Origin of the sequence: Pseudomonas allokribbensis (assembly GCF_014863605.1) — a bacterium.
Taxonomy (GTDB): Bacteria; Pseudomonadota; Gammaproteobacteria; order Pseudomonadales; family Pseudomonadaceae; genus Aquipseudomonas; species Aquipseudomonas allokribbensis.
In genome coordinates this window covers 1,071,906-1,089,069 of record NZ_CP062252.1, presented here as the reverse complement: position 1 = coordinate 1,089,069, position 17,164 = coordinate 1,071,906, and the positions used below count along the sequence as shown (strand labels likewise).

At 60.2% G+C, this 17,164-nt stretch carries 12 protein-coding genes and 1 pseudogene; 3 read left to right on the top strand and 10 right to left on the bottom strand.

The window, feature by feature from the left end:
* Window positions 1-164: 164 nt before the first annotated feature.
* A pseudogene (locus IF199_RS04815) lies at window positions 165-419 on the top strand (YebG family protein); the annotation flags it as partial.
* A 156-nt stretch (window positions 420-575) separates the two neighbouring features.
* On the opposite strand, the gene IF199_RS04810 reads toward IF199_RS04815, so the two are convergent.
* Entirely contained in the window at window positions 576-1,595 is a 1,020-nt protein-coding gene (locus IF199_RS04810; RefSeq protein WP_096819082.1) for a Glu/Leu/Phe/Val dehydrogenase family protein, read from the bottom strand.
* Between the two features lie 184 nt (window positions 1,596-1,779).
* Here IF199_RS04810 and IF199_RS04805 point away from each other — a divergent pair, with 184 nt between their 5' ends.
* Entirely contained in the window at window positions 1,780-2,583 is an 804-nt protein-coding gene (locus IF199_RS04805) for a SirB1 family protein (RefSeq protein WP_096819080.1), read from the top strand.
* Here the strand turns inward: IF199_RS04805 and IF199_RS04800 are convergent.
* The 4 genes from IF199_RS04800 to hmgA form a co-directional block, all read right to left on the bottom strand.
* Complete coding sequence (locus IF199_RS04800; protein ID WP_192559812.1) at window positions 2,507-3,904, bottom strand: MFS transporter; 1,398 nt, start codon at window positions 3,902-3,904, stop codon at window positions 2,507-2,509. The two genes, IF199_RS04805 and IF199_RS04800, sit on opposite strands and share 77 nt — an antisense overlap.
* A gap of 81 nt (window positions 3,905-3,985) precedes the next feature.
* Window positions 3,986-4,624 carry a maleylacetoacetate isomerase gene (gene maiA, locus IF199_RS04795; protein ID WP_096819076.1) on the bottom strand — a complete coding sequence of 213 codons (639 nt, stop codon included), beginning with the start codon at window positions 4,622-4,624 and terminating at the stop codon, window positions 3,986-3,988.
* Between the two features lie 12 nt (window positions 4,625-4,636).
* Window positions 4,637-5,941, bottom strand: coding sequence for a fumarylacetoacetase (fahA, locus tag IF199_RS04790; protein WP_192559811.1), 1,305 nt, complete (start codon window positions 5,939-5,941; stop codon window positions 4,637-4,639).
* Between the two features lie 3 nt (window positions 5,942-5,944).
* Window positions 5,945-7,240, bottom strand: a complete 1,296-nt coding sequence (hmgA, locus tag IF199_RS04785; RefSeq protein WP_064593461.1) for a homogentisate 1,2-dioxygenase — start codon at window positions 7,238-7,240, stop codon at window positions 5,945-5,947.
* Window positions 7,241-7,403: 163 nt separating this feature from the next.
* Between hmgA and IF199_RS04780 the strand changes: the two genes are divergently transcribed.
* A complete protein-coding gene (locus IF199_RS04780) occupies window positions 7,404-8,198 on the top strand; it encodes an IclR family transcriptional regulator (protein ID WP_192559810.1) in 795 nt (264 codons plus the stop codon).
* Window positions 8,199-8,201: 3 nt separating this feature from the next.
* Here the strand turns inward: IF199_RS04780 and IF199_RS04775 are convergent, their stop codons facing one another.
* The 5 genes from IF199_RS04775 to IF199_RS04755 form a co-directional block, all read right to left on the bottom strand.
* Window positions 8,202-10,595: a dermonecrotic toxin domain-containing protein gene (locus IF199_RS04775; RefSeq protein WP_192559809.1), complete on the bottom strand. Its 2,394-nt coding sequence runs from the start codon at window positions 10,593-10,595 to the stop codon at window positions 8,202-8,204.
* A gap of 151 nt (window positions 10,596-10,746) precedes the next feature.
* The gene (locus IF199_RS04770; protein ID WP_192559808.1) at window positions 10,747-13,293 is read right to left on the bottom strand and encodes a helix-turn-helix transcriptional regulator; all 2,547 of its coding nucleotides are present in this window, start codon (window positions 13,291-13,293) and stop codon (window positions 10,747-10,749) included.
* A gap of 139 nt (window positions 13,294-13,432) precedes the next feature.
* A complete protein-coding gene (locus tag IF199_RS04765) occupies window positions 13,433-14,800 on the bottom strand; it encodes a DUF1329 domain-containing protein (RefSeq protein WP_425220356.1) in 1,368 nt (455 codons plus the stop codon).
* 23 nt (window positions 14,801-14,823) lie between these two features.
* A complete protein-coding gene (locus IF199_RS04760; protein ID WP_192559806.1) occupies window positions 14,824-16,617 on the bottom strand; it encodes a DUF1302 domain-containing protein in 1,794 nt (597 codons plus the stop codon).
* A gap of 273 nt (window positions 16,618-16,890) precedes the next feature.
* Complete coding sequence (locus IF199_RS04755; RefSeq protein ID WP_192559805.1) at window positions 16,891-17,091, bottom strand: hypothetical protein; 201 nt, start codon at window positions 17,089-17,091, stop codon at window positions 16,891-16,893.
* Window positions 17,092-17,164: the final 73 nt, after the last annotated feature.

Sequence of the window (17,164 nt, the reverse complement as noted above, 5' to 3'; positions counted from 1 at the left end):
GGCGTTTGGTCGCACCTGCGCGGCGCCATCGGCCTGACAAAATCCGAATCCGGTCTACATTAAAAAGCCACTACCCAAAGCGCAGGGATTCGCTTATCCTTTTCGCTGTATATAGATACAGTAGTCGCAAAGACAACTTAATGTGAAGGCATGTGAGGTGGTGAATGGCCGTCGAAGTGGTATACCGCAGCAGCCGAGATCTGGAGCGCTTGTTCATGGATAAAGCCGAAGCTGACCGTCATGACAAAATGCTCGAACTGGCCGAGTTGCTGGCCGAAGTGCTGGAAAAAGCCGTTCCATCGTTGAGCGAGCAGCAAGTGGAAGAAGTCGGGATCTTCATGGCGAAGAACCGCGATGTGTTCGCCCGAGCGTTCAAGAGCCAGCCTGATGCCCTGTCGGAGCTGATCAACGCACCGGCCGAACCGGTTGTGGCGACTGAGACGGCAGACGCGGCTGAGCCGACAGAAGCCCCAGCCAAACCCGCCAAAGCGGCGAAGGCTGCAAAGTAATCGATACCTGAATTGAATAGCCCCTGAGTTGCAAGACTCAGGGGCTTTTTCATGTCCGGAAAAACCTCAGCGGTACAACACCTTCTCCGCCAACTCGTCCGCCACCCGTGCGGGTGAACGCTTTTCTGCCTGGGCGTGAGCAAACACTTCCGTCAGACGCGAACTGATCTTCGACAGGTGCGCGGTGATGGTCGTCAGCTCTTCGCCACGGTGCTTGAGGGATACGTAGATCAACCCACCGGCATTGATCACGTAATCCGGCGCATACAGGATGCCGCGCCGTTCCAGTTGATCGGCCACATCCAGATGCGTCAGTTGATTGTTGGCCGACCCTGCCACCGCCGAGCAGCGCAATTGAGTGACGGTGTGGCTGTTGAGCACACCGCCCAGGCCGCACGGCGCAAGAATGTCGCACGGCGTGCTGAGCAATGCGTCGTTGGCGATCGGGTGGGCGTTGAGCTGCTCCATCGCCAGTTGCACCTTGCCGTGGTCGATGTCGCTGACCAGCAGTTCGGCGCCAGCGGCGTGCAGTTGTTCGGCCAGGGCATAACCGACATTGCCCAGCCCCTGAATCGCCACGCGCAAGCCTTCGAGGTTGTCGCTGCCCAACCGCGCCATGGCCGTGGCGCGTATTCCGGTGAACACGCCCATCGCGGCATGTGGCGCAGGGTCGCCGGCAGAGGTGGTGCTGGTGACGTGCTGGGTCTGCTGGGCGATGCAATCCATGTCCGCCACCGAGGTGCCGCTGTCGATGGCAGTGATGTAGCGGCCGTCGAGCTGATTGATGCAACGGCCAAAGGCTTCGAACAACGCGGCGCGGTTTTCCACATGGGCCGGGCGCACGATCACGGCCACACCGCCACCCTGGGCCAGACCGGCCAGCGCGGCTTTGTAGCTCATGCCCTGGGCCAGGCGTATGGCGTCCTCGACAGCGGATTCGTCGTTCGGGTAGGCAAGATAACGACACCCGCCCAGGGCTGGCCCGAGGCGACTGTTATGGATGGCAATGACCGCCTTCAATCCGGAGACCGGATCAACGCTAAGGTGCAGCGATTCCAGGCGAGTGCTTTGCATGAGAGCGAACATCGGCAGGCCCCCGAATCACTTCTGGTAGACGCCAGTATAGGCTTGCGCCCAAAAATTGCTGAAGCGCACGGGAATAAGGCCCGACAGCGACCAATGCGTTGCGGCATAACCCGGTGGCAGAGCGGCGCGGCACTGGACGAATGACAGAGACGGGGCTAAAACGAGGCATTCCCCGGAGATTTTGATGAGTCCGCGCCAACGTTTTTTCGACTGTCTGCACCGTTCACCGCCCGCGCTGTTCGAGGCAGCGTTGTGGATGGCTGCCGAGCATGACAAACACGTCGACCCCGAAGCGCTATTGCAGGATTTCAAGGAACTGCAACAGCGCGTCAGTTCCGGTTTGCCACTGTTGCCGGTCAGCGAACTGGCGCAGCCGCTCCTGCGGCGGATGACCGATCTGGGTTTTGCACAGGATGATTTTGCGCCGTTGCGCCCCCAAGCCGCGATGGTCAACAAGGTGTTGCAGACCCGGCGCGGCCAACCGTTGGCCCTGGCGCTGATCGCGCTGGAACTGGCCCGTGGCCTGGAGATCCCGCTGGTGGGCGTGAACTTCCCCGGACATTTCCTGTTGAAGGTGCCCGGGGCTGATCACTTGCTCGATCCGTGCGGTGGGCGGCGCCTGTATCCGAACGATTGCCGCGAACTGCTGCATCGCCAATACGGCCACCAGATGCAACTCAACGCCGACCACCTGCTGGCCGCCACACCGCTACAGATGCTTCAACGCCTGTCGCGCAACCTGCGCCAGTTGCACCTGACCCACGATGACTTCATCGCCGCGCTGATCGATGCCGAACGCGTACTCGAAATGGGCGATGCCAGCGCCGCCGACTACCTGGCCCGGGCCAGCCTGTACCAGCGTCTCGACTGCCCGAACGCCGAGCGCTTCGATCTTGAGCACGCGCTGCTGCTCAGTGACGACCCGATTCAGCGGCTTCGCCTGACTGAACGACTGGGGCATCTGCCGCCCAATTCGGTGGTGCACTGACTGACGCCGCAGCAGGCGAACGCACCTGAATGATCAACAACGCCGCAATCACCGCCGGAATCGCGCAGAAGAAGAAAATCTGCTCCACCGGAATGTGCATCGCCAGCAACAGGCTGCCGAACAGCGGCCCGAGAATCGAGCCGAAACGCCCTACCCCCAGCGCCCAACCGGTGCCAGTGGCGCGCACGTGCGCCGGATAGAAATTGCTGGCAAACGCATTGAGCGTCAGTTGCCCGCCAATGATGCAGAAGCCCGCCGCAAACACACAGGCCACCAGATAGCGCGGGTTGTCGTGATTCAGGCCCAGCAGAATCGTGCAGACCGCCGCGCCGGCCAGCACACCGGACAGCAACCGTACCTTGCGCTTCAGACGATCAGCGAACCACGCCATGCAGATGGCGCCCAAGGTGCCGGCGAACAGGAACATCGACGTCACCAGATTCGCTTCATTGAGTTTCAGGCCACTTTCCAGCAGCAGCGACGGCAGCCAGCTGATCATGAAATACAGCAGGATCAGGCTGACGAAAAAGGTCGCCCAGATCAGCAAGGTCGGGCGTGCGTAGCCATTGCGGAACAGTTCCACCACGGTCAGTTTGCTGCCCTGCTCGCGTTCGTTCTGCTCGACCGACGCGGCGGGCGGTTGCCAGTCTGGCAGCATTCGGGCGGTAACCTTGCGCAGGCGCGCATACGGTGGCGCATCGCGCAGCAGGCGCGGCAGGGATTCCGGCAGCATCCACCAGAGGAACGGAAACAGTAGCAACGGCGTGACGCCGCCAGCGAGGAACACCGCTTGCCAGCCAAAACGGTCGATAAAACCGGCCGCGACAAAACCACCCGCCGCACCGCCGAAGGAAAAACCGCAGGCCGCCAGCGTCACCATCAACGTGCGCAGGCGTGGCGGGGAGTACTCCGACATCAACGCCATGGCGCTGGGCATTGCGCCGCCCATGCCGATGCCGCAGATGAAGCGCGCAATCATCAAGGTATTCAGGGAATCGGCGAACACCATCAGCACGGTGAGGCTGGCGTAGATCAGCACACAGGCGAGCAGAATCCGCCGTACGCCGAAACGGTCGGCCAGCGGCGTCACGGCGAGCGAGCCAAGCGTCAGGCCGAGCAGGTTGGCGCTGAACACCGGACCGAACGCCGATTTCTCCAGGCCCCAGTCCTGCGCCAGCGCCGGCACCACATAGCCGAGCACCTGGGCGTCGTAGCCGTCGGTGACCAGCAACAAGGCGAGAAGGATCAGGAGCAACCACTGAAAGCGGGACACAGGACGGGCGTCGAGTGCCGCCCGGAAGCTGGCAATCTGGTTATGCATCGCAAGGTACCTGTTTTGTTTTTATGTTTTTTTGCGGGTAACCGGAATGGCTCCCGTGCGCTGCACGGGAGCCATCAAATGCTACTTCGGCGTGTCCGGCTGATTCGCCGGATGCGCCGCGATGAACGCCGGATGTTCAGCGGCCAACGCGGCCACCCGACGGATCCGTGGATACGCCTCAAGCGAAACGTTGAAACGCTCGGCCGCGTACAACTGCGGGATAAGGTACACATCAGCCACGCACGGCCACTCGCCGAAACAGAAACCGCTGTCGCCGATCAACTGCTCCACCGTCGCCAGACCCTGACCGATCCAGTGGCCGATCCACTCGGTCACCTGCGGCTCGTCATGCCCCAGACCGCGCAGGCGATTGAGCACGCTGACGTTGTGCAGCGGATGCACGTCGCAGCCGATCACCGCCGCCACGCCGCGCACTTGTGCACGGGCAACGAGGTCCTCGGGCAGCAGCGGCACCTGTGGATAACGTTCCTCCAGGTACTCGATGATGGCCGGCGACTGAATCAGCAACTTGCCGTCATCGGTACGCAGCGCCGGCACCCGGCCCTGGGGATTGATCGCCAGGTACGCCGGTTGCCGATGTTCACCGCCGGGTGGTGCAATCAAATTGACTGGCAACGCCTGATAGTCGAGGCCCTTGAGCGCCAGCGCGATCCGCACCCGATACGACGAGGTGGAACGGTAATAGGTGTAGAGATCCATGAGCCGCTCCTGTCAGCGCGCCGCCAGCACAGTGCCACGGCATTCGCCGAAACCGATCGAGGCAAAACCTTCGCGGGCGCAACGAGCGCGCAGGATGATTTCGTCGCCGTCTTCAAGGAATTTGCGCACTTCACCGGAGGCCAGCTCGATTGGCTTCTTACCGCCCTCGGTGATTTCCAGCAGGCTGCCGAACTGGCCGTTTTCAGGGCCGGACAAAGTGCCCGAACCGAACAGGTCACCGGCCTGCAACTGGCAGCCGTTGACGCTGTGGTGCGCGACCATTTGCGCGACAGTCCAGTACATGTAGCGGGTGTTGCTCAGAGTCAGGCGATGGGCCGGCAGGTTCTGCTCGCGCATTTTCTCGGTGAGCAGCAGCACTTCCAGCTCGATATCGAAACCACCGCCATCCTGATCGCGCTTGTCGAACAGGTACGGCAATGGCTGCGGATCACCTTCCGGGCGCGCCGGTTGCGCGGTGCGGAATGGCGCCAGCGCTTCGGCGGTCACCACCCATGGCGAGACGCTGGTGATGAAGCTTTTGGAGAGGAACGGGCCAAGCGGCTGGTATTCCCAGGCCTGGATGTCACGGGCCGACCAGTCGTTGAGCAGGCAGAAACCGGCAATGTGTTCAGCGGCATCGCCGATGGCGATCGACTCGCCCATCTCGTTGCCCTGACCGATCCAGATCCCCAGCTCCAGCTCATAGTCCAGACGCGCACACGGGCCGAAGGTCGGCTCGGTCGCACCGGCCGGCAGGGTCTGGCCTTTCGGACGGCGCACGTCGGTGCCGGAAGCACGCACGGTGGACGCACGACCGTGGTAACCAATCGGCACGTGTTTGTAGTTCGGCAGCAACGGGTTGTCCGGACGGAACAGCTTGCCGACGTTCTGCGCGTGCTCGATGCCGACGTAGAAGTCGGTGTAGTCACTGATGCGCGCCGGCAGGTGCAGTTGGCAATCGGCGGCCAGCGGCATCAGTTTTGCGCCCTGGGCTTCAATATTGCCGCGATGGGTGCTGCCTTCGCTGAACAGCTCCAGCAGTCGTTCGCGCAGGGCAACGCGAGCGTCGCGGCCGAGTTCGAAGAAGGCGTTCAACTGGCCGCCGTGCATGGCTTCGACTGCACTGCGCGCGACGCCGTCGAACAACCCGGCCTCCAGCGCCACTTGCAGATCGAAGATGTGTTCGCCAATCGCCACGCCCGCGCGCGGCGCCGAGCCGTTGAGGCTGAACACGCCCAGCGGCAGGTTCTGCAACGGGAAATCGGTGTGGCCGTTGGCCGAAGCGACCCAACTGCGGGTGATGGAATTCTGAGTCATGGGTTATCTCCGGGTCGGGTCGAACGTGGCGGGCAGCGTGGCCCAGCAGGCGTCGTAAGTGGATTGCAGTTGCGGACAGTCGAGGGCAAAGCGGCTTGGGCGCAGCACCTGGCTGGTCTCGAACATGAAGGCCATGGTGTTGTCGATCTTGGCCGGTTTCAGGTCCGCGTTGATGGCTTTGGTGCAGGTCTCGCCGTCCGGGCCATGAGCACTCATGCAGCTGTGCAGCGACGCGCCGCCAGGCACAAAACCTTCGGCCTTGGCGTCGTATTCGCCCTGGATCAGGCCCATGAACTCGTTCATCAGGTTGCGGTGGAACCATGGTGGACGGAAGGTGTTCTCGGCCACCATCCAGCGCGGCGGGAAGATCACGAAGTCGAGGTTGGCCAGACCGTGGACGCTGGTCGGCGACGTGAGCACGGTGAAGATCGACGGGTCCGGATGATCGAAACTGACGGTGCCGATGGTGTTGAAGCGGCGTAGGTCATATTTGTACGGCACGTTGTTGCCGTGCCAGGCGACCACGTTCAGCGGCGAGTGATTGAGTTCGGTGCCCCACAACTGGCCGAGGAATTTCTGCACCAGGGTGGTCGGTTGTTGCAGGTTTTCGTAGGCGGCGACCGGGGTCAGGAAGTCCCGTGGATTGGCCAGGCCGTTGCTGCCGATCGGCCCCAGATCCGGCAGGCGCAGCGGCGCGCCATGGTTCTCGGCGACGTAACCGCGCGCCTGCGGGTCGAGCAGTTCGACGCGGAATTTCAGGCCCCGTGGCAACACGGCGATTTCCAGCGGCGCCACTTCCAGCACACCCAGCTCGGTTGCGATGCGCAGACGCCCCAGTTGCGGCACCAGCAGCAGCTCGCCGTCGGCGTTGAAGAACACCCGTTCCATCGAACGGTTGGCGCAGTAGTGATAAATGCTGATGCCGGCCGGTTTTTCGGCAGCGGAATTGGCCGCCATGCTCACCAGACCGTCGATGAAGTCGGTCGGTTCGGCCGGGATCTCCAGCGGGTTCCAGCGCAGGCGATTGGGGGTCACTTCACCCAACGGTCCACCGGCCAGTTGCCGCTCCAGTTTGACGAATGCCGGGTGATTGGCCGACGGCTGGATCCGGTACATCCAGGTACGCCGCGCTTCGCTGCGGGTCATGGTGAACGCGGTGCCGGAGAACAGTTCGGTGTACAGACCGTACGGGGCTTTCTGCGGGGAGTTCTGGCCGACGGGCAGTGCGCCGGGCAACGCTTCGGAGCTGAATTCGTTGCCGAAACCGGACTGGTAAGCCAGGGCTGAATCGAGGTTCATGGAGCCTCCTGAACAGGGAGTCGGCATGGCCGGACGCTCTGGATCAGAGGTCTTGGCACGCCGGGGTTGTTTTTATCGTAATTCAATTACGCATAACGTAATTTGCTCGCTATCCAGCGTCAAGCTATAAAGACGCCCATTCGTTCCGGGACACGGCAGCACCATGGAAAAAACCAGCGACAGCAACGGCAAACAGAAAGTCCGCTCCGCCGAAGTCGGCACCGACATCCTCAAGGCCCTGGCCGAGTTGTCGCCCTCCACTTCGCTGTCGCGTCTGGCCGAACATGTGCAGATGCCGGCGAGCAAGGTTCACCGCTATCTGCAGGCCTTGATCGCCAGCGGTTTCGCCGAACAGAACACCGCCACCAACCATTACGGCCTCGGCCGTGAAGCGCTGCGCGTGGGCCTGGCCGCACTCAACAGTGTGGACGTGCTGAAAGTCGCCGCCCTGCCGCTGGCCGAACTGCGCGACGAACTCAACGAAACCTGTTTCCTCGCGGTGTGGGGCAATCAGGGCGCAACCGTTGTGCACATCGAACCGGCGGTGCGCGCGGTGACGGTCGTGACGCAACTGGGCTCGGTGTTGCCGCTGCTCAGTTCATCCACGGGGCTGGTCTTCAGCACTTACCTGCCGCATCGGGAAACCGACGAATTGCGCGAACAGGAAATCGCCAGCGGCGGCCATCCGCTGGCGGACGAAAAAGCCTATGCGGCGTTGTGCGAACAGATCCGCGAACGCGGTCTGCATCATGTGCATGGTTTGCTGATGCCCGGCGTCGATGCCTTGTCGGCACCAGTGTTCAACGCCCTCGGGCAGATCGCGGCAGTGTTGACCATCGTCGGCCCGACCTCGCTGTTCCACGCCGACGAAAACGGCCCGGCGGCGCAGCGGTTGCTGGCGGCGACACGGGCCGTGAGTTGGCGGATGGGGTATCAGCCCGAGGACAAGTCGGACTGACCGTTACCTCAGGTAGGTCCTGCTGGTGAAGGAATCCGGATCATCGAGAACTGACTGAATGATCTCCAGCGCCTGCAACGGCAGTCTCTGCTGCCCGGTCGCCTGAGAGAAGAATTTCTCGATGGTATAGACATCACCCAGCAAACCGATGAGATCCTTCTGCATTTTCGTTGGCGCCAGATGGCTATAACCGGCCTTGCCCAGCGAAGCCAGTTCGACCAATGCCCAGAAAAAATGTACTTGCGCCGTCGCACGATCACCATCCTTGTAAGCTTCGGCGGCCTCCCAAAGATTTTTTGTCAGCAACGCCACACTCACCGCAATACCCACAGGCGGAATGACTACGCTGATCGCCGTAGCCGCTGCTTCCACCGCGTTGAAGACCAGTTTGAAAATAATCTCATTGAGGCTTTCTGTTTTCTCGTCGACATCGGAAATGGTCCGCCGGATCAAACCATCGAAATCACCACTGAAGTCCGTGGCCCGGGCGTACTGCTGAACAACCGGCATCTGAGTGAAATTGTCCAGCTGCTCAAGATCGGTGATATAGGTTCCGACAACCCTCTGATCCTTGTACATCACCCGCTCGTAAAAATACTGCCCAAGTTCCAGTGTCTTGACGGCCGAAACAAACTCCGAAAACGGCCGGATCGAACGACCGTCGGGTGCATCCGGAGTGAAGAGATAACTCTCGACTTGCCCTGCTGTCATCCAGCGAAAAACAAAGTTTCCCACTACCGGTCGATCCTTTATCTCGAACTGGAACAACCCGGGCTCTTCGAACGCAATGGAGAACAACGGGCGGGTATCGACGTTTTCGCTGGCATCAACAATCCACATGAGCTGATTGAATTGCGCGGCACTCAGACGTCCGTGAAAGCGTTCCTGCAAGACGCCGATCTGCATTTGGCGACGAGCGACTTCCTTGTGGATCAGACGTTTGAAAGCACCTTCGGCATGATCAGGAGCGAGGTACTTCTCATGCAGCATTGCAATGTATTTTTCACCCGGACGCAGTGTTCGTGACCAACTGGCAATATGGCGGATATCCAGATTCATCACAGGCAGATGATCATGGGCTAATGTGAAGCGGGGATAACTCCAGGGGGAACCTGCATCGTTTGCATAAAAATGGGTTTCGGTGATGATCAGCTCCGTCAGTGTCATCTGCACTTGAGGGCTGACGTCAACGAAAATCCGGTCGGGATTGATCGTGACCTGTTCTCCTTTCTGCAGTAGCACCTGTTCGACGCGTTCCTTGATGAGATCAAAGCAGAACCGCTCATATGTGACGAGACCGCCTTCGCGCACGGTCAGCGTCTGCAATGCCTTGAGTTCACAACTGATGCGGGTATAGCTCTGACGTTGTTCTGTTGAGGCTGTTCGATATCCATAAGGACGCAGGCTTTCTTCTTCGGAAACCCGCCAGGCACGGGCATTTTCAACGATGCCATTCAGGGCCTCGTCGGCCATGTGCGGTGTCGATGCCAGAATTATGCCTCTCCAGAGACTGGGCATTTTCTCAAGCTTTTTCAGAAGGCCGATAATCTGCCCACGGTTCAAGGCATGCGCGCGGGAAGCAATGAAATCGCGCCCCGCCTGCTCCCTCGTCCAGTCGATCACTGTGATATCGACCTGACGCAAGCTTCGGCATTCGTACCAGGTCTGACCGCCGGGAGAGTCGGGTGCGTAAAGAAACATCGGTTCGCCATTACCCTTGCGAGCCCCGATCACCAGCATCTGAGCCAATGGTCGCGTATTGTCGATTATGCGAATGCCATCTATCACAAAGGCAGTGTCCCCCATGACGGCACGCTGAACGCTCGAGAGATAATCGTCGTTGCTGATGTGGCCCTGATATCGAGCTGCCAATGCGCTTAACAGGAGTTTTTCACGCAGCGCGCTCTTCATGGCGTCGATAACATCAGCACGCTGGTACAATTTGCCGAGTTCGGCACCGTAGACCGAGCGAACATCACGAACGAGTGTGTCCTCCAGCCATTGCTGGTTTAGGATTGAAGGAAGATCCCGGCCTTTAATAGAGATCTCTCCCCTCCGCTCCTCTTCATGCAGACCTATAATGAATTGCTCAGTCAGTGATCGGGTATCCTCCTGAACAACTTGTCGATTCCCCACATTGAAGGTGTATCGGCAACTGCACTGGATTTCATCGGCATCGAGATCACGTCCGAACTCAAGTTGCAGAACCTGTCTCACCACATGACGGGCATAGTCTTTCAAAGAGGCATAAGGTGCCAACAAGTCCTGAAGTCTGGTGTCGCTGAGCTCGGATACCCTACTTTGTTCGAGATAAGCTCTCCTTTCCGTCTGACCCAGCCGTTCCAGCCAGATGGGATGACTGTCCGACAGAAGTTTTTCATTCAATGCAATATTCATTTAAATATCCTTGGAAGTTATAAAACAAGACAGGCCTCGGCTTGACTGCCCATAAAACTAACCAACGTAAAAAAATGAATACACCCAACAATCATCACAAACAATTTGGATCCATTCCGACGCACTATGAATTAACAAAAAACCATAACCGTCAAACGCACAAACCCAGCACTCTTGCACGCGCCACCGCATGTGTCCTGCGCTCCACGCCCAACTTTGCATGAATTCGCCTGACATGAGTTTTAACAGTGTGCAATGAGATGAACAACTTGTCCGCTATTTGCTGATTTGAACTTCCCGACGCGATCAATCGCAAAACCTGCGTTTCACGAAAACTCAATGAACTTTCATCGTTATTATTATCTGGATGTTGCTTGTCCAGCGCCGAATCGGGATAGATGCCGGGCGCCTGTTCCTCAAACCTCATCAACAATCGCGGCAGGTCGAATTGACTGGCTAATGCACGACCCTTGTCGAAGCACTGGCGAGCCGACTCCAGGTCATCGAACAGCGAGACCACCTCGCTCATCGCCAACAGCAACTCGGCTTCAAGCACGATCATCCGGCTGGCGTGAGCCTGCTCGAGCAAAGACTGCAATCGCACCACTGGCTGTTGCGCCTGCTGCAACCGGGCCTCAGCCAGAATCAGCAAACACTCAATGCGCGGAATCAGCTCCAGCGTCGCCGGCGGGGCTTGCTTTGCATGCGGGCCGCGATAATGTCTGAGCACCCGGCTCAACGCCTCGCGAGCCAGTTCGGGTCGTCCTTGTTGCAGCCAGAATTCACTGCTGACCTGCAGCAGGACGCCGCGATAAACCGTGTCCGGAATCTGCCGCTGCTGCATCAACCGTTCGGCGTCCCGCAGTCGCATGAAGGCGTAAGCGTAATCACCCTGATCGGCGGCCAGTTGCGCCTGCCCGAGAAAGCCGTAAAGCACGCGCTTGTCAAAGCTGCGCAGACAATCGTCGAGCCCTTGCTGAAAGAATCCGGCCGCCCGATCCTGCTGCCCCATGCTCAGCGCCAGCCGCCCGCGACGCAGGGCGATCCGCCCCAGCAGCGGCGTCGGTCGCTCGACGGACGAGCCGAGCATTTCGCATAGATTGGCCAGCAATTCTTCGGCTCGGGCGGCCCCACCGCGCTGCTCCAGCAATTGGGCATGATCAAGTTCCAGCAACGCTTCGAACAACAGAGAACCCTCAGCCCGGGCCAGGCACAGTGCTTCACGATTGATCGAATGAGCCAACTCCAGATCACCGCACAGCAACGCCTGCTGAGTGCGACCCGACAGACAAAGCAGGCGTGCCGTCCAGGCCTGCGGCGACAGATCGTTCAAGGCTTGCTCGAAGTGATCGCGTGCTTCCTCCATCCGTCCTTGCAGATGCGACAGCCAGCCTTGCTGAGCCTGCCAGCGGGCGATCAATTGCCGTTGCTGGTCAGCCGACGGTGGCGGCAAAAAGCGCGAAAGTTGCCCGATGCAATCTGCAGCCTGCGCAAATCGCCCGGCGAACAGCAACGCCGCCGTGATCAAACCGACCAATTGCGCAGAGCCCAGCAGCAGTTCTTCACCGCGTTGCTCATAAAGACGCAGCAACAGCACAACCGTCTGTTCCTCGAACAGATGCTCGAAACTGAAGTGTTGCAACAGGCTCACCGCGACCTCGTATTCCTCGGCCAGCAACGCCTGCTCGAAGGCGCATTTCCAATGCTGTCCGGCAGCAAACCACTGACAGGCCCGGCGATGCCAGGAACGTCCGGCAGGCCAGGGTTCGTCGCGCATCAAACGCGACAGCGGGGCACACACTTGCAACCACTCGGGCGAGTCTTGCCAGGGTTCAATAAAGCACCCGAGCGTTTGCAGACTGCGCATCCATTGCGCCCCGTCACCAGCACCGAACAGATGGTCGCAAAGGCCGGCATTGAACCGCGGCAAATGCGCCAGCACCCGCCAGGCCTCGGCCAGCTCCGGACTCAGACCGCTGAACAGTTCGTGTTGCAGGTAGTCCAGCAAGGTGTCCATGCGTTGCTGCGGCAAGGTCTTTTGCGACCAGTCGCATTTTTGCATCAACAGCATCCGCACCCCGGCACACCAGCCGCCGCTGCGCTGGAAGATGCGTCCGGCCACACTATCGGCCTGGGCGGGAGGCAAATGACGCAACACTTGTGCAATCTCGTCCCGGGTCAGCGCCAACGCCGTGCCTTCACATTCGTACAAGGCATCGTCGAGCAGCAGGCGCGGCCAGTTGCAGGTTGGGCGCCGTCGCGTGCCGATCCACCACGTCACGGCCGGACTGCTGATCGCCAGCATCCGGTCGAGCAACGCATCCAGCGCCGGCTCCGGGTATCGGCAATAATCGTCGATCAGCACCCAGGTCACCGTAGACCGTCGCGCCAGTTCATACAGCAGTGACGCTTCGTCCGAGGTTGTCAGCCCCATTGCTTGCGCGAGTCGTTCGCAACATTCGCCAGCGCTCAAGGATGCACCGGCCAGCGGCAACCAACAGACGGTGCAATTGACGGGTGCCTGCAGCAGGCATTCGGTGAGCAGCGCGGTTTTGCCGCTGCCGGCCGGCGCGCAAATCAGTTTGACCCGTGCCGTCGACTCAAGCAGTGCATCGCAAAGTCGCGGACGTGGCAGGTGATGGGAAGAAAGTCTCGGAAAAAAATCTGCTCGATCCAGACGGGGTGTCATGGCGGTCATCGGGTGCGCCTTTTTATCGTTGTGCGTTCACCCTAGCCCTCTCCCCGATGCTTGTTGACGAGTATTCAGTACGCTGATTGCTGCCCATAAAAAAGGCGACCAACCAGTCGCCTTTTGTCTCGCGCGTGTATCGTTCCCCTTACCGGACGCCCTCGGCGCGCAGGGCCGAAGGTGTGAAGTCGGCCGCCTTGGCTTCGAAGCCGAATTCGAAGCTGTGCTTCTCCTCGTTCTTCATGCCCAGGGCAATGTAGCGACCGGCGATGATGTCGTAGAGCGCTTCCAGTGTGTAGGCCTGGGCCTGGTGATCGTAGTAGTACTGGGCATGACCTTCGGCCACCCGCCACAACTGTCCGCGACCGTCGTAGTGATCGGCCAGCGCCACTTGCCAACTGTCCTCGTCGATGTACATGTGGCGCTTGGCGTAGATATGCCGCTCGCTCGGCTTGACCGTGCCGATTACTTCCCAGACCCGGTGCAGTTCGTAACGGGTCAGGTCCTGATTGATGTGCCCGGCCTTGACGATGTCGTCGTACTTGAGCTTCGGCGAATCGAGTTTGTAGCTGTTGTACGGAATGTACATTTCCTTCTTGCCAACCAGTTTCCAGTCGTAACGATCCGGCGCGCCGGAGAACATGTCGAAGTTGTCCGACGTACGCAGGCCATCGGCGGCAGTACCCGGGCCGTCGTAGGCGACTTGCGGCGCACGGCGAACCCGGCGCTGACCGGCGTTGTAGATCCAGGCCAGACGCGGTTCTTTCACCTGGTCGAGGGTTTCGTGCACCAGCAATACGTTGCCGGCCAGACGTGCCGGGGCAGTCACGGACTGCTTGAAGAAGGTCAGCACGTTGGCCGCCTGCTCCGGATCCAGCTCCTTCATCAACTGCGGCACGGCGATCTCTTCCTCGAAGCGGATCGGTGTGTAGCTGCCGTTGGTCTGCGGGGTCACCTGGGTGATGATCCGGCGCAGGTTGCCACCGTGGTAACGGGTGATGTGGTTCCACAGTACCTCGACACCGTTCTTCGGAATCGGGAAGGCGTAGTAGCGATTGCCAGTGAAATTGGCCAGGCCGTTGCCGTCGTTTATCGAGGTCACGTTCAGCGCACTACGCTTGGCCGACTCATAGATTTCCGGCGGCACGGCGACGGTGCGGTGGGTCGGGTAGACCGGAATTTTGTAGGTGTCGGGATAGCGTTTGAACATCGCCACCTGGCCTTCGGAAAGCTTGGCCTTGTACTGGTCGACGTTGGCCGCGGTGATGGTGAACAGTGGTTTTTCGCTGGCGAACGGGTCGGCGAGAAAACCTTTGCTGTCCACCGCCCCGGCGTTTTTCGGGATGCCTCCGGTCCAGGCCGGAATCGAGCCATCGGCGTTACCCGCCTTTTCGGCGCCCAGCGGCGTCAGGCTGGTGCCGAGTTTCTCGGCCTCTTGCGGCGACACCGCCGCGATCACGTTGGCGGCCAGCAGACTCAAGGCCAGGACACCGCATTGCAGAATCATCTTGCGCATTGATTTCATCCTTCTCGGGCAGATCAGAAGTTCACGCCGAAGCTCAGGGCCACGAAGTCACGGTCGGTGAGGACGTTGTAATCGCCGCCGAAAAAGTCGGTGTAACTGAGGCTCGCGGTGTAGGTGTTGCGGTAGTCGGCATCGACCCCGACGCTGATTGCCTTGGCGCCTTCGTTGAACAACCCGTTGGGGCCGTAACCGGAGACGTCGTGGGACCAGGACAGGTTGGGCTTGAGGTTGATCCCGCCGATCACGTTGGCGTAGTCGAGGATGGCCCGGGCGCGATAGCCCCATGAGGTCGAAGTGACGAAACCACCAGTGTCGCCGCCGAAACCGTACTGGCCGTACACCGAATCACGGCCGTAACGCAGCTTGCTGCGCGACTCCAGACCACCGACCCGCACCACCGCCGCCTCACCGACCACGGTCAGGCGTTCGGCGCCCAGCACCTGATCGAAGAAGTGCGTGAGGGTGCTCTGCAGTTGCGTCACTTCCTTGCGCCGGTAGCCTTTGTTGTCGGCGCCCGGTGAGGTGCTCAGCGGCGACGCCGCGCCGCCGGCAATCGGGTTGAGCAAGGCCAGGGTCAGGTCGTTGGTGTTGACCTGCACCGGGGCGTTGGGGCGGTAGCTGAGCTCGCCGGTCCACGCAGTACCGGTGGGCAATGTGGTGGCGAAACTCGCGCCATACAGGCGGATGTCTTCCGGGTATTCGAGGTAGTACTGACCGCGCCCGAGCATCACGCTTTGCGCCAGCCCGGAACCGCTGCCGGGGGCCAGGCGATTGGCGGTGCTGACCATCCCCGGCAATGCCGCGAGGGTCGACAGGCCGGCCGTGGTGGTGCCCACCGTGGGCGTGCGACTGTGGTAGTTGAGGAAATAGAGGCCATATTCGGTATCGTCGCCGAGCCAGCGCAGCGCCGTACCCCACTGCCCGGAATCCCGTGCATCGCGATCACCGCCACGGGGCACGACGACGCCTTCGCGAGTGACTTCGATGGGTTGTCCGAAAGCGGCGGCCACCGGTGCCAGCGGGGCGATTGCCGGATTGGCGACGGTGTAACCATGGTTGCAACCATCCGCCGCGACGTCGACACCGAAGAAGGTGCCGCAGTTGTCGAGAACGGTCTGGTCCCACTCCAGCTGATAGAAGCCCTCGACCGAAAGTTTGTCCGTCAGGCTTTGCGAGCCGAACAGCATGTTCACCGGAATCAGGCCTTCCTTGATCTCCGCGCCGGGCCGGCGGAACGCCGAAACGTCGATCGGGTTGATGCTGTTGATCGAGTTGCCGATGAAGGTACTTTCGCCCCAGCTCACCACCTGCTTGCCGGCACGCACGGTGCCCGGCAGATCGGCGATGGAATAGTTGTGATAGACGAACGCATCAAGAATCTGCCCGCCGGAAGACTTGGCGCCTTCCTTGCGGCCCTTGTCGCTGATGGGCTTGAACTCGCGGTCTTCGTCCTTGAGTTCGAAGTCGTACCAGTACTTGCCACGTACGAACACACCGGTGTCGCCGTACTTCAATTCAAGGTCGTGGATGCCCTTGAAGATCTTGGAAAAGGTCTCGCCCTTCTTGAAGTTCAAGCGCCCGTCATCACCGGTCGAAGACTGGCCCGTACCGCCATTGACCGTGCCGACCAGTGACTTGTCCGCATCGCGCATGCCCCAGCTCGCGCCGACCGACAGCGATGAGTCGAACGTGCCTTCGATTTCGCCGATGTTGAAATCGATCGCATGGGCCTGGGCACAGCAACCCAAGGCGACCGCAGCCGCCAGCGCCTGCGGTTTGAAGATGGCGCGCATTGTTGTTTTTGTCATGCGTCTTCCCCGGTGAGTGACAGAAGGCCCCACCCTACTGCCGCCACACGGGGACGATAAGCGCACCAAGGAGGTATTCGCGCTGTCGCCCGAAAGGATGAATCCCCGCCTGGAACGGGGCTTGCCGCGAGGCATGGGCAAGCTGGATAACCCATGATCAATTCAACGGATGATGCCCACCTCAAGACGCAGCACTGTTACATGCCCCGTAACAGTGCATGTCCGGAATCGCTATTTTTCCTTTGGCTTCAAGCCCTTATTCTGAGCGGGCTTTCAAGGCAGACCGCCACGAAGCACAAAGTCCGCGACCGAGTCGTCGGCAACCGATTTCTGATGGACCGAAGCGTTTTTCGCTCCATCGCCCTGGTGTTCACTGACGTTGATTTGTAGCTCCTTGATCCAACGTCTTACCTTGGCCGCTGCGTTTGCAGCGGCCTTTTTTATGGGCGATGGTTTATCGCGGCGAGTCAGCAATCAGTCACTCCCCCCGCCACTGTCAGATGCTTCCTGAATCCTTTTCGGAAACTTCCTTATTGAAATAACGAAC

Bases quoted from the DNA above. Each gene is read 5' to 3' on its own strand.
- fahA (WP_192559811.1), bottom strand. From the start codon at position 5,941: ATGACTCAGAATTCCATCACCCGCAGTTGGGTCGCTTCGGCCAACGGC.
- IF199_RS04760 (WP_192559806.1), bottom strand. From the start codon at position 16,617: ATGACAAAAACAACAATGCGCGCCATCTTCAAACCGCAGGCGCTGGCG.
- IF199_RS04775 (WP_192559809.1), bottom strand. From the start codon at position 10,595: ATGAATATTGCATTGAATGAAAAACTTCTGTCGGACAGTCATCCCATC.
- IF199_RS04765 (WP_425220356.1), bottom strand. From the start codon at position 14,800: ATGCGCAAGATGATTCTGCAATGCGGTGTCCTGGCCTTGAGTCTGCTG.
- IF199_RS04800 (WP_192559812.1), bottom strand. From the start codon at position 3,904: ATGCATAACCAGATTGCCAGCTTCCGGGCGGCACTCGACGCCCGTCCT.
- IF199_RS04770 (WP_192559808.1), bottom strand. From the start codon at position 13,293: ATGACCGCCATGACACCCCGTCTGGATCGAGCAGATTTTTTTCCGAGA.
- IF199_RS04805 (WP_096819080.1), top strand. From the start codon at position 1,780: ATGAGTCCGCGCCAACGTTTTTTCGACTGTCTGCACCGTTCACCGCCC.
- IF199_RS04810 (WP_096819082.1), bottom strand. From the start codon at position 1,595: ATGTTCGCTCTCATGCAAAGCACTCGCCTGGAATCGCTGCACCTTAGC.
- hmgA (WP_064593461.1), bottom strand. From the start codon at position 7,240: ATGAACCTCGATTCAGCCCTGGCTTACCAGTCCGGTTTCGGCAACGAA.
- IF199_RS04780 (WP_192559810.1), top strand. From the start codon at position 7,404: ATGGAAAAAACCAGCGACAGCAACGGCAAACAGAAAGTCCGCTCCGCC.
- maiA (WP_096819076.1), bottom strand. From the start codon at position 4,624: ATGGATCTCTACACCTATTACCGTTCCACCTCGTCGTATCGGGTGCGG.